20 protein-coding genes are annotated in these 26,791 nt (G+C 67.9%); 9 read left to right on the top strand and 11 right to left on the bottom strand.

The window, feature by feature from the left end; translation table 11 throughout:
- Positions 1–49: 49 nt before the first annotated feature.
- The 7 genes from ACYJSS_RS11315 to pilG form a co-directional block, all read right to left on the bottom strand.
- Positions 50–1,069, bottom strand: a complete 1,020-nt coding sequence (locus ACYJSS_RS11315; RefSeq protein WP_236205498.1) for a chemotaxis protein CheB — start codon at positions 1,067–1,069, stop codon at positions 50–52.
- Positions 1,062–8,975: an Hpt domain-containing protein gene (locus ACYJSS_RS11320; protein ID WP_236205499.1), complete on the bottom strand. Its 7,914-nt coding sequence runs from the start codon at positions 8,973–8,975 to the stop codon at positions 1,062–1,064. Before ACYJSS_RS11320 ends, ACYJSS_RS11315 begins: the two co-directional genes overlap by 8 nt.
- Positions 8,976–8,984: 9 nt before the next feature.
- A complete protein-coding gene (locus tag ACYJSS_RS11325) occupies positions 8,985–9,845 on the bottom strand; it encodes a CheR family methyltransferase (RefSeq protein ID WP_111262621.1) in 861 nt (286 codons plus the stop codon).
- A gap of 62 nt (positions 9,846–9,907) precedes the next feature.
- On the bottom strand, positions 9,908–11,956 hold the full coding sequence (locus ACYJSS_RS11330) for a methyl-accepting chemotaxis protein (protein WP_111262586.1): 2,049 nt from the start codon (positions 11,954–11,956) through the stop codon (positions 9,908–9,910).
- A 193-nt stretch (positions 11,957–12,149) separates the two neighbouring features.
- On the bottom strand, positions 12,150–12,686 hold the full coding sequence (locus ACYJSS_RS11335) for a chemotaxis protein CheW (RefSeq protein WP_111262587.1): 537 nt from the start codon (positions 12,684–12,686) through the stop codon (positions 12,150–12,152).
- A 48-nt stretch (positions 12,687–12,734) separates the two neighbouring features.
- Positions 12,735–13,100 (bottom strand): twitching motility response regulator PilH, encoded by a 366-nt coding sequence (pilH, locus tag ACYJSS_RS11340; protein ID WP_003458790.1) that lies wholly within the window; start codon positions 13,098–13,100, stop codon positions 12,735–12,737.
- Between the two features lie 48 nt (positions 13,101–13,148).
- Positions 13,149–13,556, bottom strand: coding sequence for a twitching motility response regulator PilG (pilG, locus tag ACYJSS_RS11345; protein ID WP_021218373.1), 408 nt, complete (start codon positions 13,554–13,556; stop codon positions 13,149–13,151).
- A gap of 270 nt (positions 13,557–13,826) precedes the next feature.
- Here pilG and gshB point away from each other — a divergent pair, with 270 nt between their 5' ends.
- The 7 genes from gshB to ACYJSS_RS11380 all read left to right on the top strand — a co-directional run bounded on the left by gshB (position 13,827) and on the right by ACYJSS_RS11380 (position 19,677).
- Positions 13,827–14,798 carry a glutathione synthase gene (gene gshB / locus ACYJSS_RS11350; protein WP_111262588.1) on the top strand — a complete coding sequence of 324 codons (972 nt, stop codon included), beginning with the start codon at positions 13,827–13,829 and terminating at the stop codon, positions 14,796–14,798.
- Positions 14,799–14,885: 87 nt separating this feature from the next.
- The gene (locus ACYJSS_RS11355; RefSeq protein WP_111262589.1) at positions 14,886–15,779 is read left to right on the top strand and encodes an energy transducer TonB; all 894 of its coding nucleotides are present in this window, start codon (positions 14,886–14,888) and stop codon (positions 15,777–15,779) included.
- A 61-nt stretch (positions 15,780–15,840) separates the two neighbouring features.
- Positions 15,841–16,410, top strand: a complete 570-nt coding sequence (locus ACYJSS_RS11360) for a YqgE/AlgH family protein (RefSeq protein WP_111262590.1) — start codon at positions 15,841–15,843, stop codon at positions 16,408–16,410.
- Positions 16,407–16,847 (top strand): Holliday junction resolvase RuvX, encoded by a 441-nt coding sequence (ruvX, locus tag ACYJSS_RS11365; protein ID WP_111262622.1) that lies wholly within the window; start codon positions 16,407–16,409, stop codon positions 16,845–16,847. The genes ACYJSS_RS11360 and ruvX overlap by 4 nt, the downstream gene beginning before the upstream one ends.
- A gap of 12 nt (positions 16,848–16,859) precedes the next feature.
- A complete protein-coding gene (pyrR, locus tag ACYJSS_RS11370) occupies positions 16,860–17,372 on the top strand; it encodes a bifunctional pyr operon transcriptional regulator/uracil phosphoribosyltransferase PyrR (RefSeq protein ID WP_111262591.1) in 513 nt (170 codons plus the stop codon).
- A gap of 26 nt (positions 17,373–17,398) precedes the next feature.
- Positions 17,399–18,406: an aspartate carbamoyltransferase catalytic subunit gene (locus tag ACYJSS_RS11375; protein ID WP_021218367.1), complete on the top strand. Its 1,008-nt coding sequence runs from the start codon at positions 17,399–17,401 to the stop codon at positions 18,404–18,406.
- Positions 18,406–19,677: a dihydroorotase gene (locus ACYJSS_RS11380; protein ID WP_236205500.1), complete on the top strand. Its 1,272-nt coding sequence runs from the start codon at positions 18,406–18,408 to the stop codon at positions 19,675–19,677. The genes ACYJSS_RS11375 and ACYJSS_RS11380 overlap by 1 nt, the downstream gene beginning before the upstream one ends.
- A gap of 53 nt (positions 19,678–19,730) precedes the next feature.
- Here the strand turns inward: ACYJSS_RS11380 and ACYJSS_RS11385 are convergent, their stop codons facing one another.
- The 3 genes from ACYJSS_RS11385 to ACYJSS_RS11395 all read right to left on the bottom strand — a co-directional run bounded on the left by ACYJSS_RS11385 (position 19,731) and on the right by ACYJSS_RS11395 (position 22,799).
- Entirely contained in the window at positions 19,731–20,915 is a 1,185-nt protein-coding gene (locus tag ACYJSS_RS11385) for a trans-sulfuration enzyme family protein (RefSeq protein ID WP_111262593.1), read from the bottom strand.
- Positions 20,912–22,291, bottom strand: coding sequence for a pyridoxal-phosphate dependent enzyme (locus ACYJSS_RS11390; protein ID WP_111262594.1), 1,380 nt, complete (start codon positions 22,289–22,291; stop codon positions 20,912–20,914). The genes ACYJSS_RS11385 and ACYJSS_RS11390 overlap by 4 nt, the downstream gene beginning before the upstream one ends.
- 112 nt (positions 22,292–22,403) lie before the next feature.
- Positions 22,404–22,799: an NINE protein gene (locus ACYJSS_RS11395; protein WP_111262595.1), complete on the bottom strand. Its 396-nt coding sequence runs from the start codon at positions 22,797–22,799 to the stop codon at positions 22,404–22,406.
- Between the two features lie 102 nt (positions 22,800–22,901).
- On the opposite strand from ACYJSS_RS11395, the gene ACYJSS_RS11400 reads away from it, so the two are divergent.
- Both ACYJSS_RS11400 and ACYJSS_RS11405 read left to right on the top strand, forming a co-directional pair.
- On the top strand, positions 22,902–24,116 hold the full coding sequence (locus ACYJSS_RS11400) for a putative DNA modification/repair radical SAM protein (protein WP_021218364.1): 1,215 nt from the start codon (positions 22,902–22,904) through the stop codon (positions 24,114–24,116).
- Positions 24,116–25,609 carry a UdgX family uracil-DNA binding protein gene (locus ACYJSS_RS11405; RefSeq protein WP_236205501.1) on the top strand — a complete coding sequence of 498 codons (1,494 nt, stop codon included), beginning with the start codon at positions 24,116–24,118 and terminating at the stop codon, positions 25,607–25,609. The genes ACYJSS_RS11400 and ACYJSS_RS11405 overlap by 1 nt, the downstream gene beginning before the upstream one ends.
- Here ACYJSS_RS11405 and ACYJSS_RS11410 read toward each other — a convergent pair.
- Entirely contained in the window at positions 25,542–26,687 is a 1,146-nt protein-coding gene (locus tag ACYJSS_RS11410) for a PilT/PilU family type 4a pilus ATPase (protein WP_021218362.1), read from the bottom strand. The two genes, ACYJSS_RS11405 and ACYJSS_RS11410, sit on opposite strands and share 68 nt — an antisense overlap.
- Positions 26,688–26,791: the final 104 nt, after the last annotated feature.

Genomic DNA, 26,791 nt, shown 5'->3' on the forward strand with positions numbered 1-26,791 from the left:
CCTTCAACGATTCTTCATTCCCGGCGCAACCGCCCGGAGCCCCTGGGGCTCAGGCGCACTGCTCCGCCAGGTGGTTCACCAGCGCCTGGGCCAGTTCACGGGGGTCGGCGCTGAACGTGCTGTAGCCGCCTTCGCGCAGGCTGTCGGGCATGCTCGCGCAGGCGCAGCTGTCGCCGCGCTGGGTCCAGATCGGCGCGCCCTGACGGCGCACGTAGGCGGCGGCGGCGCTGCCGTCGCTGCCCATGCCGCTGAAGGCGATGACGCCGCACTGGGCACCGTAGTGCTGGGCGAGGTTGAGCATGACCTGGTCGATGGACGGGCTGTAGGGCTCCGGCCAGGGGCGATCGCCGACTTGCATGGCGCCGCCTTCGGCGAAGCTGAGTTCGCGGCTGATCGGCACCACCACCACTTCACCGGCGCGTACCGCATCACCGGGGCGGGCCAGGTTGACCGGCCACTGGCTGTGACGGCCGACGGCCTGGGGCAGTGCCGTCTCGAAGGTCGGATCGATGTGCTGGGCGTAGATGAAGCCGATGGGCAGGCCACCGGGCAGGGCGTCGAGGAACGCCTTCACCGCCGCCGGGCCCCCGAGGGAGGCGGCCAGCAGCCATACCTGGCGCGCCGGCTCGCCCGCCACCAATGGTGTGTCGGCCAGGGCGCGGGGCAGGTCCAGGCGCGCCGGGCGCTGGGCCTCGGCGAGCAGCGCCTCGAGGCTGGGGCCAACGGCCACCGCCGGGTCGCCGACCAGGCGCTTGAGCTTGCCGAACAGGCGGCGCTCCCAGCGCGGGTAGTTCTCCGAATGCCGCTCGGGGGCGTGGCCCTCGCCGAACAGCACCGGAGCACTGGCGCGCTCCATCAGGTTGTCGACCAGGGGCGAGTCATCCGACTGCGCCAGGTCCACCAGCCAGAGGTCCACTTCACAGGCGCTCAGGGTTTCCTCGTCCAGCCGGGCCGGATCGCTGTTGAGCACCACCTGGTAGCCGTTGCCCGCCAGCGCCTGCTGCAGCACATGGCGCTGCAGCGAGGTGTCGGCGATGACGGCGATACGCGCAGAGGTTTTCTCAGTCATTTCCCTTGACCAGTCGCTGGATGGTTTCAAGCAGCAGGGACTCCTGGTACGGCTTGCCCAGGTAGTCGTTGACGCCGATGGTCATGGCCCGCTCGCGGTGTTTCTCACCGGTACGCGAGGTGATCATGATGATCGGCAGGTCTTTCAGTCGCTCGTCGTGGCGCACCAGGGTGGCCACCTCGAAACCGTCCATGCGCGGCATCTCGATGTCCAGCAGCATGATGTCCGGGCGGTGTTCCTGCAGTTGCGAGATCGCGTCCACCCCGTCCTTGGCGGTGAGTACGTTCATGCCGTTGCGTTCCAGCAGGCGGCTGGTGACCTTGCGCACGGTGACCGAGTCGTCCACCACCATCACCAGCGGCGGACGGTCGTGGTCGAGTTCCGCCGGCAGCGCGGCCTGGGTCGCGGAGCGCGGCAGCATCTGCACCAGGTGCGCGTGCATGGCACGGATGGTCGCCAGCAGGTCGAGGATCACCACCACGCGGCCGTCGCCGAGGATGGTCGCGCCGGAGATGCCATGCACCCCGGCGAACTGCGGGCCGAGGCTCTTCACCACGATCTCGCGGGAGCCCGCCAGGGAGTCCACCTGGACCGCTACGGCGTGATCGGTGGAGCGCACCAGGATCACCGGCAGCGGCAGGCTCTGGCCCACCAGCTTGGGTTGCTGGCCGTTGTTCAGCAGGTCGCCCAGGTACTTCAGTTCATAGGCCTGACCGGCGTATTCGAAGCGCGGTGCGTCCGGCTGGTAGTAGGCCTCCAGCTCGTACGGGGAGACCCGCACGATACCTTCGATGGTGTTCAGCGGGATGGCGTACAGGTCTTCGCCGGAGAGCACCATCAGCGCGCGGTTCACCGACACGGTGAACGGCAGGCGGATGAGGAAGCGGGTGCCCTCGCCCGGCGTCGAGTCGATGCTCATGGAGCCGCCGAGCTGTTTCACCTCGGAGTGCACCACGTCCATGCCCACGCCACGACCGGAGATCTGCGTGACCTTCTCGGCGGTGGAGAAACCGGCCTCGAGGATGAACTGCAGCACGTCGTAGTCGGAGAGGTCGGAATCGGCGTCCATCATCCCGCGCTCGATGGCCTTGCGGCGCACGGCGTCGAGGCGGATGCCACCGCCGTCGTCGGCCAGGGCGAGGACGATGTCGCCGCCCTCGCGGCCGAGGGTCAGGCGGATGGTGCCAGCCTCGGACTTGCCGGCGGCGCGGCGTACCTCGGCCGGCTCGATGCCATGGTCGACGGCGTTGCGCAGCATGTGCTCCAGCGGCGCGACGATGCGTTCGAGCACGGTACGGTCCATCTCGCCCTCGGCGTTGCCGACGACGAATTCGACCTGCTTGCCCAGCTCGCTCGCCACCTGGCGGACGATCCGGCGCAGGCGCGGCACCAGGCGGTCGAAGGGCACCATGCGCGTGCGCATCAGGCCTTCCTGCAGCTCGGTGTTGACCCGCGCCTGTTGCAGCAGCAGGGTTTCGGCGTCGCGGTTACGCGCCGCCAGGGTTTCCTTGAGGTCCAGCAAGTCGGACGCGGACTCGAACAGCGCACGGGAAAGCTGCTGCAGTTGCGAGTGACGGTCCATCTCCAGGGGGTCGAAGTCCTCGTAGCCGGCACGCTCGGCCTCGGCCTGGTAGCGGCTGAGGATCTGCGCCTGGGTCTCGGTGTCGAGGCGACGCAGCTGGTCGCGGACCCGCTCGATGGTGGCTTCCATCTCGCTCAGGGTGAAGCTGAAGTCGCTCACCTGCTGTTCGACCCGACCGCGGAAGATCGAGGTCTCACCGGCCAGGTTGACCAGGCCTTCCAGCAGGTCCGCCGGGACCTTGACCAGCTCCTGGGGCGCGCGACGGGACGCGGCGTCCTGGGCGGCTTCCTGGGCCTTGCGGACGAAGGGCAGGACCTTGTGCTCGGCGACCGCCTGCGGCAATGCGCTGGCGGCGACTATGGGCGCGGCCAGGCTCGGCGCCGGCGGCTGGGCGGCCGGTGCCGGCTCGGTGGCCTCGGGCTCCTGGGCCTCTTCGGCCAGCACGGCGTCGAGACGCTCGCGCAGCTGGTCGAGTTCGGCCTGCAGGCCTTCGAAGCCGGATTGCACGTCGAGGAACAGGCTGTCCGGCCAGGGCGCACCCTGCTGCTGCGCCTCGGTCAGGTGTTGTTCGAGGTCATGGCTGAGGTCACCCAGGCGCTTCTGCCCGGCCAGGCGCGCGCCCCCCTTGAGGGTGTGCAGCAGGCGCAGCAGTTCGTCGATCTGGGCACCGTCTTCGCGACGCTCTTCCCAGCGGCCGATGGTGCGTTCCATGGCTTCGAGCAGGTCGTCGGCTTCCTCGAGGAAGATGTCGAGGATGTCGTCGCTCTCGGCCACGTCATCCTCGACGGCCTGGGCGGCCGGCTGCAGGTGCACGCTGGAGGGCATGCTCAGTTGCTCGTCCGGGTTGGCGCGGAAACGCTTGATCGCCTCGATCAGCGCGTCGCCACTGGGCACGCCGCGCTTGTCACGCACCGCCTCGAGCATTTCGGCGAGCCGGTCATGGCAGGCCTGGAGCAGGGTGAACAGGCCGGGGCTGGCGCGCAGGCGCCCGCCGCACAGGCCTTCGTAGAGGAATTCCAGCTCATGGGCGAGGTCGCCGATCTCGCGGATCTCGGCCATGCGCGCCCCGCCCTTGAGGGTGTGCAGGTCACGCTGCAGGGCTTCGACTTCGAGGATGTTGTTGACGTCGTCCATCCAGCGCTGCAGCGACGCGCCAGCGCTGTCGATGATGTCGAAGCCTTCCTCGAGGAAGATCTCCACCAGCTCCGGATCACGATCGTCGAAGGCACTGGTCGCGGGCTCGGCGGCGCGCGGCGGCTCGATCAGCGGTGCGGCTGTCGGCTCGGGCTCGGGCTCGGGCTCGATGGCAGCAGGCGCGTCGATGCCGGACAGGTCCAGCACCTCCGGCTCGGCCTGCAACTCGACGTCCGGCTCGGCTTCGGCTTCGGCTTCGGCTTCGGCTTCGGCTTCGGCGGCAGCGGGCGTGCTTTCCAGCGCTTCGTCCAGCAGCCATTGGTCGAGTTCGGGCTCGTCGTCGTGCACCGGCTCGGCATGCAATACGTGCAGCTCGGGGTCGACATCCAGCGGCGCTTCCGCAAGCGGCTCGCCCACGGCTTGCGCCGGCAGATCCTCCACCACCGTTTCGATGGCCTCCAGGGCTTCGACGGTGTCCAGCGGGTCGGTTTCGGCGATCAGCGCCAGGGGGGGCTGCTCTTCGTCGATGGCGATGCTCTCGCCGAGCTCGGCGCCGGGGGCGTCGTCTGCGGCCAGATCGATCTCCTCGACCTCGGCGACCCCTTCGATGTCCTCGAGCGGCAGCGAGGCCGCTGCGGCGGACAGGCTCAGCCCACCGTTCTGGCGAAAGGTGCGGATGGCCTGGATCAGCTGCCGGGGGTCGTCCAGGGGCAGGCGCGCCTGCAACTGGTCGAGCAGTACCGCGAGGCTGTCGTGGCTCTGCTGCAGCAGGCCGCCGAGCGCCGGCGAGTAGCTGAAGCGGCGATCCACCAGGCCTTCGTAGAGGGACTCGAGTTCATGGGCGAGATCACCGATCGGGGCGATCTCGGCCATGCGCGCGCCCCCCTTGAGGGTGTGCAGGTCACGCTGCAGCGAGAGCAGCGAGGTGTGGTTGTCGGGCTCGCCCAGCCAGCGGTCGAGGGATTGGCCGGCGCTTTCCAGGATGTCCACGGCCTCCTCGAGGAAGATGGCGACCATCTCCTCGTCGAGGGATTCGTAGGCGCTGGGCGCGGCGACGGCGTCTGCCACTACCACCGGAGCGGGCTCGGCGGGCGGGGCGGACAGGTCGTCCTCCAGGCCGGCACCGGTCAGCTCGGGGAGGGAGACCTCGTCGAACACCGGCGGCTCTTCCACCAGCTCGGCCAGGGGCGGCAGCTCGGTGTCGGTGGCATTCCAGTCGATCAGGTCCGCCAGCGGGGCGTCGTCCAGCTCTTCAACGGTCAGGCCGCTGGTCAGCTTGGGGTCGAGCAGCGCCAGGGCGGCGGGGTCGACCACTTCCTGCAGCAGCTCGCGCAGGGCCTGCACGCGCTCGGGCTGGGGCGTGACCTGTAGGGCGGCGGCCACCTGGTCCATCATGCCGATCAGCGCCTCGTGGGCACGCTCGGCTTCGGCGAAGAAGCGCTCGCTGACGGCGAGGCTGCCTTCTTCCACCGCACCATAGGTGTCCAGCAGGGCTTCGCAGAGCTCTTCGATCTGCGGCAGCTCGGCCATCTCGGCGCCACGGCCGAGGGTGTTCAGTTCTTCCAGCAGGGCGCCCAGTTCCTGGCGCTCGGACGGGTGCTCGCGCCAGCGGCGCAGCAGATCTTCGGCGTCCAGCAGGATGTCCATGCCCTCGGCGAGGAAGATGGAGATCAGTTGCGGGTCGCGTACCGTCTCGCCCTGCTCGCCCAGGCGGGCCGCTTCGGCGGCGCCAAGGCGATCCAGGTGCAGCTGCTGCACGCGCTCGAGGAATTCGGCGGTGCCGGGGATGCGGACCAGGGGCGTGGTCTCGAGCTGTTCGAGGCCGGCACGGAACAGGTGCTCGGCATCACGCAGCAGCTCGGCCTCGGCCAGGTCCATCTGCACCAGGTTGGTCTTGTATTCCTTGGCCAGCTTCTCCAGGGGCGTGGCGATCTCGGCGATCGGCAGGATGCCCGCCATGTGCGCACTGCCCTTGAGGGTGTGCAGGGCGCGCTGGAGGCTGTCGGTCACCGGCTGCGGCAGGGACTGGGCGCAATCGGCGAGGAAGCCCACCAGGCTGTCCAGGTGCGTTTCGGCTTCGTTGCGGAAGATCTCCAGCAACTGCGGGTCGAGCGGCTCCTCGTCGCTTTCGACGGCGACGGGGGCTTGCGCGACGACGGTGGGCTCCGCGACGACCTGCGCTTCCGGCTCGCCCTCGGGCTCGACTGGCTGTGCTGAGTCCGGGGCGTCAGATTTTGGGAGTCGCTGCCCCTTCGCCAGGGCATGCGCCTCGGCGGCGAGGTGGTCGACATCGTCGCGTTGGCGCTGGGCCTTGGCGGCGAATTCGTCCACCAGTTGCGGCAGCAGGGCGACCACGTCCTGGATCACGCCACGGACATCGTCGTCGGGCTGGATGCTGCGATCCAGCACGCGGTTGAGCAGGTTCTCGATGGCCCAGGACAGTTCGCCGATGACCAGCGCGCGCACCATGCGACCACTGCCCTTGAGGGTGTGGAAGGCGCGGCGGATCTCGGTCAGGGCGTCCTTGTTCTCGGTGTCGGCCAGCCACTGGGGCAGGAAGTCGCCGATGGTTTCCAGGACCTCGCCGGCTTCTTCGATGAAGACTTCCAGCAGTTCGTCGTCGACCGGCTCTTCGTCGGCGGGCGGCGGCAGCAGGCTGGGCGGCACGTCGCGGGCGGGCGGGTTGATGGCCTGGGTCGGCGCCGCCATGACATCGGCCATGGACAGCGGCTTGTCCTCCTCGGCCACGGGCGCCGGCTGCTCGACGGGGGCGGCGGGCAGTTCGACTTCCGGCAGGTCGAGCCCGGCGAGCTCCACGTCGTCCCAGCTCATGGAGGATTCGGGCAGCGGTTCCAGGCTGAGGACTTCACCTTCGAGCGGTTCGAAGCGCTCCAGCGGCGTGGCGTCCGGCAGCGGCTCCAGGTCGTCCAGGTCGAAGCTCTGCAGGGGCTCCAGGCTGTCCTGGGGCTCCTGGGCGGCGTGCAGTTCCAGCGGCACGTCGAGGCTGAAGTCGATGACCTCGGGCGCCTCGCTCGGCAGCTCGCCGAGGTTCCAGTTGTCGTCCGAGACCAGCAGTTCGCCGGCGTCGGCAGCCGTCTCTTGCGGAGTGAGCGCGTCGAGGGGCGGCAGGGACTCCAGATCGCCCAGCGCAGCGGGCTCATCCAGGGCATCCAGCTCGGGCAAGGGTTCGAGGTCCGGCAGCTCGTCGGCGGCCGGGATCGGAGCGGCAACGGGCTGGGGCTCGATCGCGGCGACCGGCTCCAGCTCGGGCAGGGGGTCGAGTTCCGGCAGCGCATCGAGGCTGGCCGGGGGCGCCTCTTCGGCGACCACCGGCTCGGCGAACTCGGCAGCGACCGTCACGTCTTCGTGCGGTTCCAGGGGCTCCAGGTCCAGCGGCTCCGACAGCTCCGATTCCTCGGCGGCCAGCACTTCGATTTCCTGCAGCGGGTCGGCCAGGGGCAGCGGCTCCTCTTCCGGCTCGATGCGATCGAGGATCGAGGGCTTTTCCTTGAGCGGATAGCCCAGGGCCTCCAGGCTTTCCTCGGCCACGTCGAGAATCAGGTCGCCCTGGGTCGCATGGTCCTCGGAGAGGCGTTCGAGGTAGTACTCGACGCTGGTGATGGCGTCGGCGAGGGTATCCAGGCTCTGCCAGTTGGGCACGGCCTTGCGCGCCAGGAGCTGTTCCTGGATGTAGCGGTTGCAGGCTTCCAGCAAGGTCGCCGCGCGGCTCAGCGGGATCATCGCCAGGCCACCACGGACCTGGGTCAGCAGCTCGGGGACGCGAGCCAGGTGCTCGTGGTTCCACTGCGAGGCGATGAACTCGATGATCGCGTCCTTGGCCTGCTCCAGGCCATTGCGCGCTTCCTTGATCACCAACTGGTGGATCTGCGCCACGTCGGTGGTGGGCAGGTGGCTTTCTTCGGCGCGGCCATCATCGGCCGGGCCGACCATGCCGTTGAGCGTGGCTTCGACGTACAGCAGCGCTCCGGCGACGTCCATGAGGACGGCGTCATTGGGCTCGCGCTGGCCGAGGGAGAGGCTGTGGACCACATCGATCTGATCGAGGATCACCCGGCGCGGCTGGCCGAAGCCGAGCACGGCGAGGGTGTCGGCGATCTGCTTGAGCGGGGCCAGCAGGCCGTCCAGCTCGGTGACGCCGCGACGATCGCTGCGTACGAAGATGTCCAGGCTGTCCTTGACCCGCACCAGTTCCTCGCACAGGGCGGCGACGACGGAGCGCATGGCATCGCGGTCGGGGCCGGCGAGCCGTGCACGCTCCTCGTCCACCACGTCGGTGTCGGGCAGCGCTTCGTCGAGGCGGTACTGTTCCTTCAGCGCGCGGATGCGCGGCGACTGCGCGGGAGCCTTGGCGATGTAGAACAGCAGGTTCTTCACCAGCTCCTCGGGAGCCGGCTGGTTGATGCCGTCGGCGCCCTGGTCGAGCAGGCGCTTGAGTTCCTTGTCGATCTGCCGCAGCAGGGTGCGCACGGAAGTGCCGTTCACCACACTGCCGTTGGCCAGGCCTTCGACCATGCCGGAGGCGATGGGCCAGAGCGGGCCGAGCGGCGCCTCCTTGCACAGGGACTCGAGGCGGGCGAAGACGCGCGCCATGTAGCCGAGGTTGGTGGCCAGGTCCTGGTTGCGGATGATCCCGACCAGGGCCAGCTGCAGCATCTGCCGCAGCTTGCGCAGCAGCACCGGCAGCTCGGCGGTGCGCATCTGCGCCAGGGCGTCCATGGACAGCGCGGGCAGGCGACCGGAGAGGTCCGGGGAGAACAGGCTGGTTTCCGACAGCAGCTTCTCGCCGCGCGCGGCGCGCAGGTCGTTGAGCAGCGGCAGCACCACCATGGGCAGGTCGCGGCGCGCGCTCTGGATGCGGTCGAGGTAGACCGGCAGTTGCAGGATGGCCTGCATCAGCACTTCCAGGGCTTCGCCCTGGTTGGTCACGCGGCCTTCCATCAGCGCCTGGGCGAGCTGCTCCATTTCCTCGGCGAGCAGGGCCGCGCCGTAGAACTCGACCATCTGCAGGGTGCCGTGGACCTGGTGCACGTAGGTCAGGCAGAAACGCATGCGGGTCGGGTCCTGGGTGTTCTCGACGAACGCCTCCAGAGCCTGTCGCGCCTGCTTCAGGGTTTCCGCGATCTCGCCCTTGACCCACTCAAGGGCGACATAATCGTGCCGATCACTCATAGCCGTCTGCTATCCCTTCCGGGTGAATGCCAGAACCTGATCGTCGGCGACCGGAACCAGGTCCGGGTGATGCCAACCCACTACTTCGCCCACGCCCACCACCATCAGCCCCCCCGGCGCCAGGCGCTCGGCCAGGCGATTGAGGATTTCACGGCGACGCCAGCGGCGAAAATAGATCAACAGGTTCTGACAGAAGATTACGTCCATGCCGGACATTGGCGCCTTCGCCAGTTCCAGCACATTGAGCCGGGCGCAGCAAACGCGCGCGGCCAGGCTCTCAACAACTTTCAAGCGGCCATCGTCCATGACCTGGAAATAACGTTCGGCCTGGTCAGCGTCCAGCTGTTCCAGGCGGCGTGCGGCGAAGACACCCTGCCGCGCCTTGTTGAGGGCGCTGAGGCTGATGTCGGTACCGGTCACACCGAAGAATTCCGGCCGGTCGCTGCCCTGCAGCGCTTCGGCGGCGGCAATCGCCAGCGAATAGGGCTCCTCGCCGCTGGAGCAGCCGACGCTCCAGAGCGCCAGCGGGTTTTCCAGGCCCGCGGCGACCCGCTCACGCAGGTAGGCATCGAGCAGGTCGAAGGAGGGGCGGTGGCGAAAGAACCGGGTTTCCTGAACGGTGAGGCGGTCCAGCAGCGTGGACCATTCCACAGCACCACGCGGGCCATCGGTGACCTGCCGGTAGTAGCTGCTGTAGTCATCCATGCCCAGCTCGCGCATCCGTGCAGTGAGATTGGTCTGCAGGAAGGAGCGACGCTGTTCGTTGATCACCACGCCCGTGCGTTCCTCGAGCAGCGACTGCCAGTCGTGGAACTGCGCGGGCGTCATGTCGGCCAGGGGTTTCAAGGCCCACACGCCGCTTGGCTGCATGCTGTCGTGCCTCTCGCTCATGGCCGCTGCGCCGCGGCTTCAAGCCGCGGCACCTCCCTTGGTCAGGCCTGTTCCGGAGCGTCCGGCAGGTTGAAGCCGGATACCGATTTGCGCATCTCGCTGGCCATCTTGGCCAGGTTACCAATGCTCTTGGCGGTAGCAGTGGTACCTGCGGAGGTCTGCGAGGTGATCTCCTGGATCACGTTCATGGTGTTGGAGATATGGCCCGCCGAGGAGGCTTGCTGACGAGCGGCGTTGGAGATGTTCTGGATAAGGGCCGCGAGGGTCTTGGATACCTTCTCGATTTCTTCCAGTGCCACACCGGCGTCCTGAGCCAGGCGAGCACCACGGACCACTTCGGAAGTGGTCTGCTCCATGGAGATAACCGCTTCGTTGGTGTCGGTCTGAATGGTCTTTACCAGGGCCTCGATCTGCTTGGTCGCGGCAGAGGAACGTTCCGCGAGTCGCTGTACCTCGTCCGCTACCACGGCGAAGCCGCGGCCCGCATCACCGGCCATGGACGCCTGGATCGCGGCGTTCAGTGCGAGGATGTTGGTCTGGTCGGCAATGTCGTTGATCAGGCTTACGATGTCACCGATCTCCTGGGACGATTCACCGAGGCGTTTGATCCGCTTCGAGGTGTCCTGGATCTGCTCACGGATGTTATCCATGCCGGTGATGGTGTTGTGCACCACTTCGTTGCCCTTGTTGGCGATGGCTACGGAACGTTCCGCTACCGCGGAGGATTCCGAGGCGTTTGCCGATACCTGGTCAATGGACACCGCCATCTCGTTGATCGCCGCGGAGGCGCCAGCGATTTCCTGCGCCTGGTGCTCGGACGCTTCGGCGAGGTGCATCGCGGTGGCCTGGGTTTCCTGGGCCGCCGCCGCTACCTGCACGGCGGTCAGGTTGATGGTCTCTACGAGGTCGCGGAGCTGGTCGATCGAGTAGTTGATCGAGTCCGCGATCGCACCGGTGAAGTCCTCGGTCACGGTCGCGGCCACCGTCAGGTCACCGTCCGCGAGGTCGGCGATCTCGTCGAGCAGTCGCAGAATCGCCGCCTGGTTGCGTTCGTTCTTCTCGGCGGTCTCGGCCAGTCGGCTGCGGGTGGTCTGAACCATGACCAGGCCGATCAGGATGATCGAGCCCAGGGCCAGGGCGCCCAGCACGTAACCGGCGAGGGTGTTGAAGCTACGACCTTCGGCCTGCTTCTCGAAGCCGCCGGCCAGGGTGGAAGCCTTGTCCAGCAGGGTCTGCGAACCGGTGAAGATGGTGTTGGCGGATTCACGGACCTGGAACAGTTCGGGCGAGGTTTCGAGGATCTCGTCCACGGAACCGGAAACGAACTCGAACAGCTCGGAAATCTCTTGCAGGCGCTCCAGGGCTTCGTTGTCGGTCACCTTGGAGATTTCCATCGCCGCGTTGCCTTCCAGCATCGCGTTCAGTACGCGACCGAAGAGGCTGGCGTCACGACCGAACATGTCGGCGGCCTGGACGGAGTCTTCGTCACCGGCAAGCACCTTGTTCACCGAACCGAGGATACGTTCGGCCAGCAGCGACTGGCGCTGGGCGACCGAGACCTGGTCGGCGGGCGCGCCGCTTTCCAGCAGGATGTCGACCACTTCCTCGTACTCGACCTGCAGCTGCGGAATGGTTTCCGCCAGGGTGGCGGCTACCTGGTGCAGGGACAGAACGGTCTGCTCGCTGGCGAGGATGGCGTCGGAGTTCTGGCGCAGGCTGTTCCAGTCGGCCTGCACCGCATCCATCTCGGCCTTGACGCCTTCGGGAGCGGGCGGCAGCCCCGTGCTCTCGTCGCCGTTGAGGAGGATGTTCCAGCGCTTCTCGAAGTCGTTCCGGGCGTCTTTCAACAGGGCGAAGGCCTCTGCCTTGCCCGCCGCCGCTTCGGTGGCGTTCTTGGCGATACGCTGGGACAGTACGCGCAGTTCACCGGAGTGACCGAGGTATTCCTTGTCGTAGTTCGCCTGGGTGTTCAGGTATGCGAAGTTGGCGAACAGCAGCACGATGGACACGATCAGGACTACGAAGAGCCCCGCGATCAACGTACTACTGCGCGTTCCCGCAAGTAGATTGCCTGCGTTAAGTTTTTTCATTATCGGGCCCCCGCCTGGACCAACAACACAACGATTTCCATGTAACGCCAAAGGGCCGGCATGAACCGGCCCAACCTTGAATCAGCGGCACCACCGGTGCCGCGCACGCGACGGGGAGTCGCCCCGCCACGCTGGATCGCCCCTCCCGGCAACAATCCGCCGCACCAGGCCGTTGAGCCTGGCGCGGATGAAGCTATACCGCCACGTCGAGGAACACCTGGTGCTGCGCCAGCACGTGTGGGCTGAACACCAGCCAGGGCTGTTCACGCTGGAACACGCCATGGATGAACGGCTGGATCGACGCCTCCAGCGGAGGCAACTCCTCGGAGAAGGCATCCACCGGGAAATGCTGCATGCCGAAGACTTCATCGACGATCAGGCCGGCGAATATCTCCTGGTGATCCACCACCAGCACCCGGCGCTGCTTGCGCAGGGGAGACAGCTCGCCACCGAAGAAGCCGCACAGGTCCATGATCGGCAGCAGCCGGCCACGCACGTTGGCCACGCCCTTGACCCAGGTCTTCACACCCGGCAGCAGCGTATGCCGCGGCTCGTGAAGCACTTCGCCGACTTCACCCATGGGCGCCACGAACAGGCGCTCGCCCATGCGGAAACCGATGCCACTCCAGGTCTGCACGGTTTCCTGCTGCGCAGGAAGACCTGCCGCCAGCGCACGGCAACGCTGGTCGATCTCGAGGAGAAGCTGGAAAGGGGTCTGCGTGTCCGACATGCCGGCCAGGGCCTTCTTTCTTCTAGTTATCAGCAGGCTGAGCCGGCATCAGCCGGCCAGCACCGCATTGAGGGTTTTCAGCAGGGTGTCTTCGTCGATCGGCTTGGTCAGGTAATCCTTCGCGCCCTGGCGCTTGCCCCAGACCTTGTCGGTTTCCTGATCCTTGGTGGTGACGATGATCACCGGGATGTGGCTGGTCTCGGCGTCCTTGGTCAGCTGGCGCGTGGCCTGGAAGCCGTTGAGGCCGGGCATGACGATGTCCATCAGCACGGCATCGGGTTTTTCCTGGCGCGCCAGGGCTACGCCGTCGGCGCCATTCTCGGCCTTCAGCACCTGATGGCCGTGCTTCTCGAGCATGGCGGTCAGTTTGTACATCTCGGTCGGCGAGTCATCAACAATCAGAATACGAGCCATGTTTGTCCCCAATACGGAAAGGCATCACCGGCCATGGGAGGCCGGACTTCAGGAGGCTTGTTCCACCGGGGTGAAATCAGGCACGTGAGTCTTGATCGCGCCGAGCAACTCTTCCTTGCTGAAAGGCTTGGTGAGGTATTGATCGGAACCGACGATGCGACCCTTGGCCTTGTCGAACAGGCCGTCCTTGGAGGACAGCATGATCACCGGGGTGGACTTGAAAGCACTGTTGTTTTTGATCAGGGCGCAGGTCTGATAGCCATCGAGCCGCGGCATCATGATGTCGACGAAGATGATATTGGGGTGGGTGTCGGCGATCTTTGCCAGCGCGTCGAAACCGTCGACGGCCGTGATGACTTCACAACCCACCTTCTTCAGCAGAGTTTCAGCGGTGCGACGAATCGTTTTCGAATCGTCGATCACCATGACCTTCAAACCCTCGGAATGCTGTTCCATGTTCGCCCTACCATCGCCTCGGTGAGTCGTTATTTTGCTTAGTTCAGTGCGCCTGAGGCCCTGTCAGCGACGGGCTACGACCCAATCGTCGGGCCTTTTTAGCACACTCTCCGGACGCAAGCTACAAAGCGCCAGCCTCCGGGAATCCTAGTTCATACGGCGAGGTTTCCCTTGACCGCGACAACCTCCAGCGCCAACCTGAGCGCCTCGTTACCGGGCCTGGAATTCTCCAGCGCCCCTCATCTATTACCAGTCGCGGAGAACACACCCATGAGCGTTCGCCTCGGGATCGTCATGGACCCCATTGCGCACATCTCCTTCAAGAAGGACAGCTCCCTGGCCATGCTGCTGGCAGCCCAGGCCCGCGGATGGTCCCTCTACTATATGGAGCAGCAGGACCTGTACCAGAAAGCCGGCGAGGCCCGCGCCCGCATGCGGCCGCTGAAGGTGTTCGCCGATCCGCAACACTGGTACGAGCTGGAAGACGAGAGCGACGCTCCGCTGAGCGAACTGGACGTCATCCTGATGCGCAAGGACCCGCCCTTCGACAACGAGTTCGTCTATTCGACCTACCTGCTGGAACAGGCCGAACGAGCCGGCGTGCTGGTGGTGAACCGCCCGCAGAGTCTTCGCGACTGCAACGAGAAGTTCTTCGCCACCCTGTTCCCTCAACTGACCCCACCGACACTGGTCAGTCGCAGGGCTGACATTCTGCGCGAGTTTGCGAAAGAGCAGCGTGACATCATTCTCAAACCCCTTGATGGCATGGGCGGATCGATGATCTTTCGTCACCGCGAGGGGGACCCGAACCTTTCCGTCATCCTCGAGACCCTGACCCGTCACGGCGCCGAGCAGATCATGGCCCAGCGCTACCTGCCCGCGATCAAGGACGGCGACAAGCGCATTCTGATGATAGACGGTGAACCGGTGCCCTACTGCCTGGCACGCATCCCCGCCGCTGGCGAGACCCGGGGCAACCTGGCGGCCGGCGGTCGAGGCGAGGCCCGCCCGCTGTCCGAGCGCGACCGCGAGATCGCCGCCACCGTCGGCCCGGCGCTGCGCGAGCGCGGCCTGCTGTTCGTCGGCCTGGACGTGATCGGCGACAGCCTCACCGAGATCAACGTCACCAGCCCGACCTGCATCCGCGAGATCGATGCCGCCTACGACACGCGCATCGGCGAACGCCTGATGGACAGCATCGCCAGCAAGCTCTCCGCGAACGGGCGCAAGCCCCAAGCTTGATGCAGCTAACAGCTTTGGACATGCAACTTGCAGCCTGCCGCCCCAGTTCGGCAGACTGCGCGCCATCCTGAGCAGACCCGATGTGCGATGAACGCAGCCGCTGACTTTCCCGACTTCCCGTCCTCCGGCGTGCGCCCGGCGGACCGGCTGGGTTTCACCCTGTTCCTCGCGGCCGTCCTGCACGTCGCCTTGATCCTCGGGGTCGGCTTCACCTTTGCCGACCCCAGCCAGATCAGCAAGACGCTGGAAGTCACCCTCGCCACCTTCAAGAGCGACAAGAAGCCCGAGAAGGCCGACTACCTGGCGCAGATGAACCAGCAGGGCAGCGGCACCCTGGAGCACAAGGACACGCCCAAGACCACCGAGCAGGCGCCGTTCCAGGACCAGGAGATCAAGAAGGTCACGCCGCCGGCCGCGCCGCAGCAGGCCGCACGCCAGGAAGCCCCCAAGGCCGCCGTCGCCACCACCGCGCCCAAGGTGCAGAAGACCCCGGTCAAGCACGAGGAAGCCAAGCCCGAGCCCGAGGCCCGCCCGGCGCCGGTATTCGACAGCACCCAGCTGTCCTCGGAGATCGCCAGCCTCGAGGCCGAACTGTCCCAGGAGCGCCAGCTCTATGCCAAGCGCCCGCGCATCCACCGCCTCAACGCGGCCTCGACCATGCGTGACAAGGGCGCCTGGTACAAGGACGACTGGCGCAAGAAGATCGAACGCGTCGGCAACCTCAACTACCCCGAGGAAGCCCGTCGCCAGCGCCTCTACGGCAGCCTGCGCCTGCTGGTGTCGATCAACCGCGACGGCACCCTCTATGAAGTGCAGCTGCTGGAGTCATCCGGCCAACCGGTGCTGGACCAGGCCGCCATGCGCATCGTCCGCCTCGCCGCCCCCTTCGCCCCCTTCACCGGCGACCTGGCCGATATCGACCGCCTGGAAATCATCCGCACCTGGCGCTTCGAGCGCGGCGACCGCCTGTCGAGCAACTGACGGGCCTGGACGGCCGCTCCCGCCCTTGAAGCTTGCGGCGCGAAGGTCGAAACTAGCGCCCATGAAAAGCACCGCGCCCAGCTACCTCAAGCACCATTTCCTGATCGCCATGCCGCACATGGACGATCCCAACTTCGCCCAGACCGTCACCTACCTCGTCGAACACAACGAGCAAGGCGCCATGGGCCTGGTGATCAATCGCCCCAACGGCCTCAGCCTCAGCGACGTGCTCGAACAGCTGCGCCCCGAGGTCGACCCGCCAGCCCGCTGCCAGACCCTGCCGATCTATGCCGGCGGCCCGGTGCAGACCGACCGCGGCTTCGTCCTCCACCCCAGCGGCCTGACCTTCCAGGCCACCCTGGAGCTGGGCGAACTGGCGCTCTCCACCTCCCAGGACGTGCTCTTCGCCATCGCCGAAGGCCAGGGCCCGGAAAAGAGCCTGATCACCCTCGGCTACGCGGGTTGGGACGCCGGCCAGCTGGAGGCCGAACTGGCCGACAACGCCTGGCTCACCTGCCCGGCCGACCCGGCCATCCTCTTCGACACCGCCGCCGATCAGCGCCTGGCCGCTGCCGCCGCGCGCCTCGGCGTCAACCTCAACCTGCTCACCGCCCAGGCCGGGCACGCCTGATGGCCGCCAAGCCCCTGCGCCTGCTGCTGGGTTTCGACTACGGCACCAAGCAGATCGGCGTCGCCGTCGGCCAGGCCGTCACCGGCCAGGCCCGTGAACTCTGCGTGCTCAAGGCACAGAACGGCGTGCCGGACTGGCAGAAGGTCGAGGCCCTGCTCAAGGAATGGCAGCCGGACGCCATCGTCGTCGGCCTGCCCCTGAACATGGACGGCACCCCCAGCGACATGAGCGAGCGCGCCCAGAAGTTCGCGCGGCGCCTCAACGGCCGCTTCAACCTGCCGGTCTTCACCCACGACGAACGCCTGACCACCTTCGAAGCCAAGGGCCAGCGGCTCGCCCAGGGCCAACGCGGCAGCTACCGCGAGAACCCCGTCGACGCCCTGGCCGCCGCCCTCCTGCTGGAAGGCTGGCTGGCGGAACACCCCGGACACGAATAGCGAGGAACGCCCATGACCCTGCCCAACCCGGCCGAACTGCTGCCGCAGATGGCCCGCGCGCTGAACGCCCACCTGGCCGCGCGCGGCATCGCCACACCCCGCTTCATCGGCATCCGCACCGGCGGTGTCTGGGTCGCCCAGGCCCTGCTGGCGGAACTGGGCAGCGACGAGCCCCTGGGCACCCTGGACGTCTCCTTCTACCGCGACGACTTCACCCAGAACGGCCTGCACCCGCAGGTGCGCCCCTCCGAGCTGCCGTTCGAGATCGAAGGCCAGCACCTGATCCTCATCGACGACGTGCTGATGAGCGGCCGCACCGTGCGCGCGGCCCTCAACGAGCTGTTCGACTACGGCCGCCCGGCCAGCGTGACCCTGGTCAGCCTGCTCGACCTCAACGCCCGCGAGCTGCCGATCCGCCCGGACGTGGTCGGCGCCACCCTGTCGCTCGCCGCCGATGAACGGGTAAAATTGCTCGGCCCCGCGCCGCTCGCCCTCGAGCGCCAGGTCCTCACCCCCGCTTCCTGAAACTCCCGACCCCCAGGGCCTGCCCCATGCCGACAGACGCCAAGCGCCCGCTGCAGCTCAACGACCAGGGCCAGCTGCGCCACTTCCTCTCGCTCGACGGCCTGCCCCGCGAGCTGCTGACGGAAATCCTCGACACCGCCGACTCCTTCCTCGAAGTCGGCGCCCGCGCCGTGAAGAAGGTCCCGCTGCTGCGCGGCAAGACCGTGTGCAACGTGTTCTTCGAGAACTCCACGCGCACCCGTACCACCTTCGAACTGGCGGCCCAGCGGCTGTCGGCAGACGTGATCACCCTCAACGTCTCCACCTCCTCCACCAGCAAGGGCGAGACGCTGTTCGACACCCTGCGCAACCTGGAGGCGATGGCCGCCGACATGTTCGTGGTGCGCCACGCCGACTCCGGTGCCGCCCATTTCATCGCCGAGCACGTGTGCCCGGACGTGGCCATCATCAACGGCGGCGACGGCCGCCACGCGCACCCGACCCAGGGCATGCTCGACATGCTCACCATCCGCCGCCACAAGGGAGGGTTCGAGAACCTCTCGGTGGCCATCGTCGGCGACATCCTGCATTCGCGCGTGGCGCGCTCGAACATGCTCGCGCTCAAGGCCCTGGGCTGCCCGGACATCCGCGTGATCGCACCCAAGACCCTGCTGCCCATCGGCATCGAGCAGTACGGCGTCAGCGTCTACACCGACCTGGCCGAGGGCCTCAAGGACGTCGACGTGGTGATCATGCTGCGCCTGCAGCGCGAGCGCATGCAGGGCGGCCTGTTGCCCAGCGAAGGCGAGTTCTACCGCCTCTACGGCCTCAGCACCCAGCGCCTGGCGCTGGCCAAGCCGGACGCCATCGTCATGCACCCCGGCCCGATCAACCGTGGCGTGGAGATCGAATCGGCGGTGGCCGACGGCGCCCACTCGGTGATCCTCAACCAGGTCACCTACGGCATCGCCATCCGCATGGCCGTGCTGTCCATGGCCATGAGCGGCCAGAACACCCAACGCCAGATCAATCAGGAAGCCGAGGTGCAGAACTGATGCGTACCCACATCATCGGCGCCCGCCTCATCGATCCCGCCAGCGGTACCGACCAGGTCACCGACCTCTACCTGGAGGCCGGCAAGGTCGCCGGCATCGGCCAGGCGCCCACCGGCTACGAGGCCGAGCACAGCATCGACGCCAAGGGCCTGGTCGCCGCGCCCGGCCTGGTGGACCTGAACGCCGCCCTGCGCGAGCCGGGCTACAGCCGCAAGGGCAACATCGACAGCGAGACCCGCGCCGCCGCGGCCGGTGGCGTCACCAGCCTGTGCTGCCCGCCACTGACCCGCCCGGTGCTGGACACCCCCGCCGTGGCCGAGCTGATCCTCGACCGTGCCCGCGAGGCCGGCCACACCAAGGTCTTCCCCATCGGCGCACTGAGCAAGGGCCTGGCCGGCGAACAGCTGGCCGAACTGGTGGCCCTGCGCGACACCGGCTGCGTCGCCTTCTCCAACGGCCTGGCCAGCTTCGACAGCAACCGCACCCTGCGTCGTGCCATGGAATACGCGGCCACGTTCAACCTGACCCTGGTGTTCCACGCCCAGGACGCCTCGCTCGCCGACGGCGGCATGGCCCACGAGGGCGCCACCGCCGGCTTCCTCGGCCTGGCCGGCATCCCCGAGAGCGCGGAGACCGTGGCCCTGGCCCGTGACCTGCTGCTGGTGGAGCAGAGCGGCGTGCGCGCACACTTCAGCCAGCTCACCAGTGCCCGTGGCGCGCAGATGATCGCCGACGCCCAGGCCCGCGGCCTGCCGGTGACCGCCGACGTCGCGCTCTACCAGTTGCTGCTCACCGACGAGGCGCTGATCGACTTCTCCAGCCTCTACCACGTGCAACCGCCGCTGCGCACCCGCGCCGACCGCGACGGCCTGCGCGAAGCGGTGAAGAGCGGTGTGATCAGCGCCATCGCCAGCCACCACCAGCCCCATGAAGCCGATGCCAAGCTGGCGCCCTTCGCCGCCACCGAACCGGGCATCAGCAGCGTCGAACTGCTGCTGCCGCTGGCCCTGAGCCTGGTGGAGGACGGCCTGCTCGACCTGCCCACCCTGCTCGCCCGCCTCACCGCCGGCCCGGCCCGTGCACTGCGCCTGCCGGTGGGGCGCCTCGCCGTGGGCGCGCCGGCCGACCTGGTGCTGTTCGACCCGGCCGCCCGCACCCATGCCGGGGAGCAATGGCTGTCCAGGGGTCGCAACAGCCCCTTCATCGGCCAGGACCTGCCGGGCAAGGTGCGCTACACCCTGATGGACGGGCACCTCACCTACCAGGCCTGACCGCCCGTGCATGCAGAAGCCCGCCATCCGGCGGGCTTCTTCGTTCCTGGCCGCTAGACCCGCGCCAGCGCCCGGGCCAGGTCGGCGCGCAGGTCCAGGACATCCTCCACGCCCACCGAGAGGCGCACCAGGCTGTCGCCGATGCCCAGTTCGGCGCGGGTCCCGGCGGGGATGGTGGCGTGGGTCATGATCGCCGGATGCTCGATCAGGCTTTCCACACCCCCCAGGCTCTCGGCCAGGGCGAACAGCTCGACGGCCTCGAGGAAGCGCCGTGCACCGGCCAGGTCGGTGGCCAGCTCCAGGGAGATCATCCCGCCGAAGGCGCGCATCTGCCGCCGCGCCAGTTCGTGCTGCGGGTGGCTTTCCAGGCCCGGGTAGTGCACCCGCGCCACCTGGGGCTGGCGCTCCAGCCAGCGCGCCAGCTCCAGGGCGTTGGCGCAGTGGCGCTCCATGCGCAGGGCCAGGGTCTTGACCCCGCGCAGGGTGAGGAAGGCATCGAAGGGCCCGGCGATGGCACCCACCGCGTTCTGCAGGAAGCCCAGCCGCTCGCGCAGCGCATCGGCGCGGGCAGCGCCACTGACCACCGCCACCCCGCCGATCACGTCCGAGTGGCCGTTGAGGTACTTGGTGGTGGAGTGCACCACGACGTCGAAGCCCAGCTCCAGCGGGCGCTGCACCCAGGGGCTGGCGAAGGTGTTGTCGGCGACGCTGATGATGTCGCGCTCGCGACACAGCGAGGCGATGGCCTCCAGGTCCGCCAGGCGCAGCAGCGGGTTGCTCGGCGTCTCGATCAGCACCATGCGCGTGTCCTCGCGCAGGGCCGCTTCCAGGCGACCGATGTCGGTGAGGTCGGCGAAGGCGAAGCGGTGCCCGGCGCTGCGCTGGCGCACCTTGTCGAAGAGGCGGAAGGTGCCGCCGTAGAGGTCGTTGCCGGAAACGACGTGCGAGCCGGCATCCAGCAGTTCCAGCACCGTGGAGATGGCCGCCAGCCCCGAGGCGAAGGCGAAGGCCTGGGCGCCGCCCTCCAGGTCCGCCACGCAGCGCTCCAGGGCCCAGCGCGTGGGGTTGTGCGAGCGCCCGTAGTCCAGGCCCTTGTGCACGCCGGGGCTCTCCTGGATGAAGGTGGAGTTGGCGTAGATGGGCGGCATGATGGCCCCGGTGGAGGGGTCCGGCGCCTGCCCGGCATGGATCACCCGGGTGGCGAAGGCGCGCCCGGCGCCCTTGTGGTCGTGGCTCATGGCAGTGTCCTCCGCAGGTGGTTGAGCAGGTCGAAACGGGTGATGAGGCCGTGGAAGCCGGCGGCATCGGCGACGATCGCCACCAGGCCGCGATCCAGCACCGCCTCCAGCTCCACCAGGCTGGCGCCCGGCGCCAACGTCTGCGGCGCGTCGGTCATGGCATCGGCGACCGGAGCGCGGAAGCGTTCGGCGTCGGCGTGCACGCTGAGCAGGATGTCCGACTCGTCGATCACCCCCACCAGGCGTGCGCCCTCCAGCACCGGCAGCTGCGAGACATCGGCCAGGCGCATGCGCTGGAAGGCGGTGAGCAGGGTGTCGCGCGGGCTGACGCTGACCACCCGCCCCTCCTCGAAGCGCCGCGAGATGAGGTCGCGCAGGTCACCGTAGCGCTTGCGCGCCAGCAACCCCTGGTCGCTCATCCACTGGTCGTTGTAGACCTTCGACAGGTAGCGGGTGCCGGTGTCGCAGACGAAGCTGACCACGCGCCTGGGCGTCGTCTGCTCACGGCAGTAACGCAGTGCGGCAGCCAGCAGCGTGCCGGTGGAGGAGCCGCCGAGGATGCCCTCGTTGCGCAGCAGTTCGCGGGCGTGGGCGAAGCTCTCCTCGTCGCTCACTGTGTAGGCACGGCGCACGCTGGAGAGATCGGCGATGGCCGGGATGAAGTCCTCGCCTATGCCTTCCACCGCCCAGGAGCCGGGCGTGCCCAGCTCGCCGCTGCGGCTGTACTCGGCGACGATCGAGCCTTGCGGGTCCGCCAGTACCATCTCCAGCTCAGGCTGCACCCGCCGGAAGTAGCGGCTGAGCCCGGTGAGGGTGCCCGCCGAGCCGACCCCGACCACGATGGCGTCGACGTCCTGGCCGGTCTGCTGCCAGATCTCCGGCCCGGTGGTGCTCTCGTGGGCCAGGGGGTTGGCGGGGTTGTTGAACTGGTCGGCGAAGAAGGCGCCGGGTATCTCCGCCGCCAGGCGCGCGGCCTGGTCCTGGTAGTACTCGGGGTGGCCCTTGCCGACGTCGGAGCGGGTGATGTGCACCTCGGCCCCCATGGCCTTGAGGTGCAGCACCTTCTCGGTGGACATCTTGTCCGGCACCACCAGCACCACCCGGTAGCCCTTGGCGCGCCCCACCAGGGCCAGCCCAAGGCCGGTGTTGCCGGCGGTGGCCTCGACTATGGTGCCGCCCGGCTTCAGCCGTCCGTCGCGCTCGGCCGCGTTGATCATGGCGATGCCGACGCGGTCCTTGATCGAGCCGCCGGGATTCTGCGATTCCAGCTTGAGGAACAGGGTGCAGGGGCCGGTATCGAACCGGCTGACCCGCACCAGCGGTGTGTTGCCGATCAGGTCCAGCACTGCGGGACGCGTCGCGCTCTGCCCAGCCATTCTCTTCTCCTCATGGGACGGCCACATCGGTTTGGACGAGGCGGTCGCACCTGGGTTCAGGGATTGCTGAACATAGACGCCGCAAGGCAGCCCCGCAAAGCGGGGCGCAGGTTCAGCGGCGGGCGTTGAGTACCGAGACCTGGGTGTTCAGGGTCCAGAAGTCGTAGAGCACGCCGAGCAGGAAGAAGCCGCCGGTGAACAGGTAGAGGATGCCGGTGATCCACTTGCCCTGGTACATGCGATGCACGCCGAAGACGCCGAGGAAGGTGAGCAGGATCCAGGCGAGGGTGTAGTCGTAGGAGCCGGCGTTGAAGCGCAGCGACGCCTCGCGGTCCATGGACGGGATCAGGAACAGGTCGATGATCCAGCCGATGAAGAACAGGCCCAAGGTGAAGAACCAGATCGTGCCGCTCACCGGCTTGCCGTAGTAGAAGCGGTGGGCGCCGAGGAAGCCGAAAATCCACAGCAGGTAACCGATGAACGTGCTGTGCGTGTCTGGGCGTTGCATGTGTACTCCTTGAGGTCGCGACCATCCGTCGTTGACGGGCTTGCGCAGGTTTCGAGGGCGGAAAATACTGTATGCACATACAGTCACTCATGACCCCCCTCCATGGAACTCATCGACAAGCTAACCGTGCTGGCCGACGCCGCCAAGTATGACGTTTCCTGCGCCAGCAGCGCCGCCCCCAAGCGCAGCTCGGCAGGCAAGGCCGGCGTCGGCGCCACCAATGGCATGGGCATCTGCCACAGCTTCACCCCCGACGGGCGCTGCGTGGCGCTGCTGAAGATCCTGCTGACCAATTTCTGCCTCTACGACTGCCAGTACTGCGTCAACCGCCGCTCCAGCGACGTGCCCAGGGCGCGCTTCACCCCCGAGGAGGTGGTGACCCTGACCCTGGACTTCTACCGGCGCAACTGCATCAGCGGGCTGTTCCTCAGCTCCGGGATCATCCGCTCCTCCGACTACACCATGGAGCAGCTGATCCGCGTCGCCCGCCTGCTGCGCGAGGAGCACCAGTTCCGCGGCTACATCCACCTCAAGACCATTCCCGACGCAGCGCCGGAGCTGATCGCCGAGGCGGGGCGCTACGCCGACCGCCTCAGCGTCAACATCGAGCTGCCCACCGAGGACGGCCTCACCCGCCTGGCCCCGGAGAAGCGCGGCGCGCCGATCCGCCGCGCCATGGGGCGCATCCGCCTGGGCGTCGAGGAGGCCAGCGCGGAGAAGCACGCCCCGGCCTTCGCCCCCGCCGGGCAGAGCACGCAGATGATCGTCGGCGCCGACGACACCGACGACCGCACCATCCTCGACACCGCGCAGACGCTGTACGGCGCCTATCGCCTCAAGCGCGTCTACTACTCAGCCTTCAGCCCCATCCCGCAGAGCCCGAAGACCGTGCCCTTCGAAGCCCCGCCGCTGCTGCGCGAGCACCGCCTGTACCAGGCCGATTTCCTCCTGCGCGGCTACGGCTTCGCGGTGAACGAGCTGATCGCCACCCCCGGCAACCTGCCGCTGGACATCGACCCCAAGCTGGCCTGGGCCCTGGCCAACCGTGCGCAGTTCCCGCTCGACCTGAACCGCGCGGAACCCGCGATGATCGCCCGCGTGCCCGGCATCGGTGTGCTCAGCGCCAACCGCCTGGTGGAACTGCGGCGCGAACGGCGCATCCGCTACGCCGACGTGGCCCGCCTGCGTTGCGCCATGGAAAAGGCCAGGCCCTTCATCGTCACCCAGGACTACCGCCCCCGCGACGCCACCCTGGAGTCCGCCGTGCTGCGCCAGCGCCTGGGCGATGCGCCGGCCCAGCAGATGGCGCTCTGGTGATGCGTGCCATCCGCTTCGACGGCAGCTTCGCCGGCTGGCGCGAACAGGCCCGGCAACTGCTGCTAGAAGGCGTGGAGCCCCAGGCCGTCGACTGGGCGCCCGGGTTGTTCGACGGCGTCGAGCCGACGCCCGCTCCCGCCGGTGCGGCCACGGTCTCCATTCCCCGCGAGCTGCCGGGGTTGCTGGCCGATGCCGCGCGCTTTCGCGCGGGCGACCGCTGGGCACTGCTCTACCAGGTGCTCTGGCGCGTGGCCCAGGGGGATCGCAGCGCCATGCTGGCGGGCGATCGCGACGGCTCCGAGCTGCAGCGGCGGATCAAGGCGGTGCGCCGCGAGGCCCACCACATGCACGCCTTCCTGCGCTTCCGGCCGGGTGACAAGGCACGGGGCGCACCGGACTACCTGGCCTGGCACGAACCCGCCCACGACGTGCTGGACCTGGGTGCCGAGCACTTCGTGCCGCGCATGGGCCGCCACAGCTGGCTGATCGGCACCCCCGAGGGGCTGGCGCATTTCGATGGCGAACGGCTGGTCTACCAGTCGCCCTGCCCACCCGGGCTGCGCGAGGCCATCGAAGGCCACGACGACCCGAGCGAGGCGCTGTGGACGGCCTACTACCGCAGCACCTTCAACCCGGCCCGGCTGAATCCCGAGGTGATGCGCAGCCATATGCCGGCACGCTTCTGGAAGCACCTGGCCGAAGGCCCGCTGATTCCGCAACTGGTGGCCGATGCGCGCAGCGGCCGGCAGCGCCTGGCACAGGCCCCCGAGGTCGGCGCCCGGCAAGGCAAGGAAGTGCTGATCGCCAGCGATGCCGCGCAGCCGGAGCGGGCGGCCGACACGAACCTGGACCAGTGCCGGCGCTGCGATATCTGGCGCAACGCCACCTGCGCGGTACCGGGCGAGGGGCCGGCCCAGGTGCGGATCATGCTGGTGGGCGAACAACCCGGCGACCAGGAGGACCTGGCCGGGCGCCCCTTCATCGGCCCTGCCGGGCAGGTGCTGCAACGCGCCCTGGCCGAAGCCGGGCTGTCCCGGCAGGACATCTACCTGACCAACGCGGTGAAGCACTTCAAGTGGGAGCCCAGGGGCGGCGCGCTCGGCCGCGCGGCGACGCGCTGGCACGCCACGCCCAAGCCGGCGGAGATCCGCGCCTGCCATCCCTGGCTGGCCCAGGAGCTCGACGAACGGCAACCACAGTGGGTGGTGGCGCTGGGGCGCACCGCCCTGGCCTCGCTGCTGGGCCTGCACGACCCGCAGCGTGTACGCCTGGCGGACTTCGTCGGCAGGCCGCTGCGCCATGGAGACAGGTGGATAGTGGTGGCGCCGCATCCTGCGGCGGTGTTGCGCAGCCGCGAGGGCGGCCAGCAGTTGTACGGGGAGTTGGTGGACGCCCTGCGGCAGGCGCGGCAGGGCGACAGGCCGGTCAGCGGAAGCGACGGCCCGGGTCTTCCTCCGACACTTCCAGCGACAGGCCACCGCTCATGCTCGTGAGGTGGTCGCCGTCGGTCTCGGAGCCGAGCTTGATCATCAGGCGCAGGTCGTTCGCCGAGTCGGCGTAGAGCAGCGCGTCTTCGTAGGTGATTTCGCCCTGGGAGTAGAGGGTGTACAGCGCCTGGTCGAAGGTCTGCATGCCCTGCTCGGTGGAGCGCTTCATCAGCGGCTTGAGCTCGTGGACCTCGCCCTTGCGGATCAGGTCGGCGGCCAGCGGGGTGTTGATCAGCACCTCGATCACCGCGCGGCGACCCTTGCCGTCCGGGGTCGGCACCAGTTGCTGAGCGACGATGGCCTTGAGGTTGAGGGACAGGTCCATCCACACCTGCTGCTGACGGTCGGCAGGGAAGAAGTTGATGATCCGGTCCAGCGCCTGGTTGGCGTTGTTGGCGTGCAGGGTGGCCAGGCACAGGTGGCCGGTTTCGGCGAAGGCCACGGCATGGTCCATGGTTTCGCGGGTCCGCACCTCACCGATGAGGATCACGTCCGGCGCCTGGCGCAGGGTGTTCTTCAGCGCCACCTCGAAGGACTCGGTGTCGATGCCCACTTCACGCTGGGTGACGATGCAGCTCTGGTGCTGGTGGATGTACTCGATCGGGTCTTCGATGGAGATGATGTGGCCGCTGCTGTTCTTGTTGCGGTAACCGATCATCGCCGCCAGCGAGGTGGACTTGCCGGTGCCGGTGGCGCCGACGAAGAGCACCAGGCCGCGCTTGGTCAGTGCCAGCTTCTTGAGGATTTCCGGCAGCTTGAGGTCATCCAGGGTGGGGATGTTGGTCTCGATGCGGCGCAGCACCATGCCCACCAGGTTGCGCTGGTAGAAGGCACTGACGCGGAAACGGCCGATGCCCCGGGCGCTGATGGCGAAGTTGCACTCGTGGTTCTCGGCGAAGTCGCGGCGCTGCTGCTCGTTCATCACCGCGAGCACGGTTTCACGGGTCTGCTCCGGGGACATGGCGTTCTTGGTCACGGGCATGATCTTGCCGTTGACCTTCATCGACGGGGGGACGCCGGCGGTGATGAACAGGTCGGAGCCGCCCTTCTCGACCATCAGGCGCAACAGTTTCTCGAATTCCATGGTCTTTCTCGCAGTGAACGTGCCGGTCGCCTGGGGGCGACGCCGAAAGCCCCGATGACCGGGGTTGCCGTCGCGGCGCGAGGCCGCGCTACGGCGAAACGGGC

The sequence above is a fragment of the Pseudomonas sp. No.21 genome (assembly GCF_054558415.1).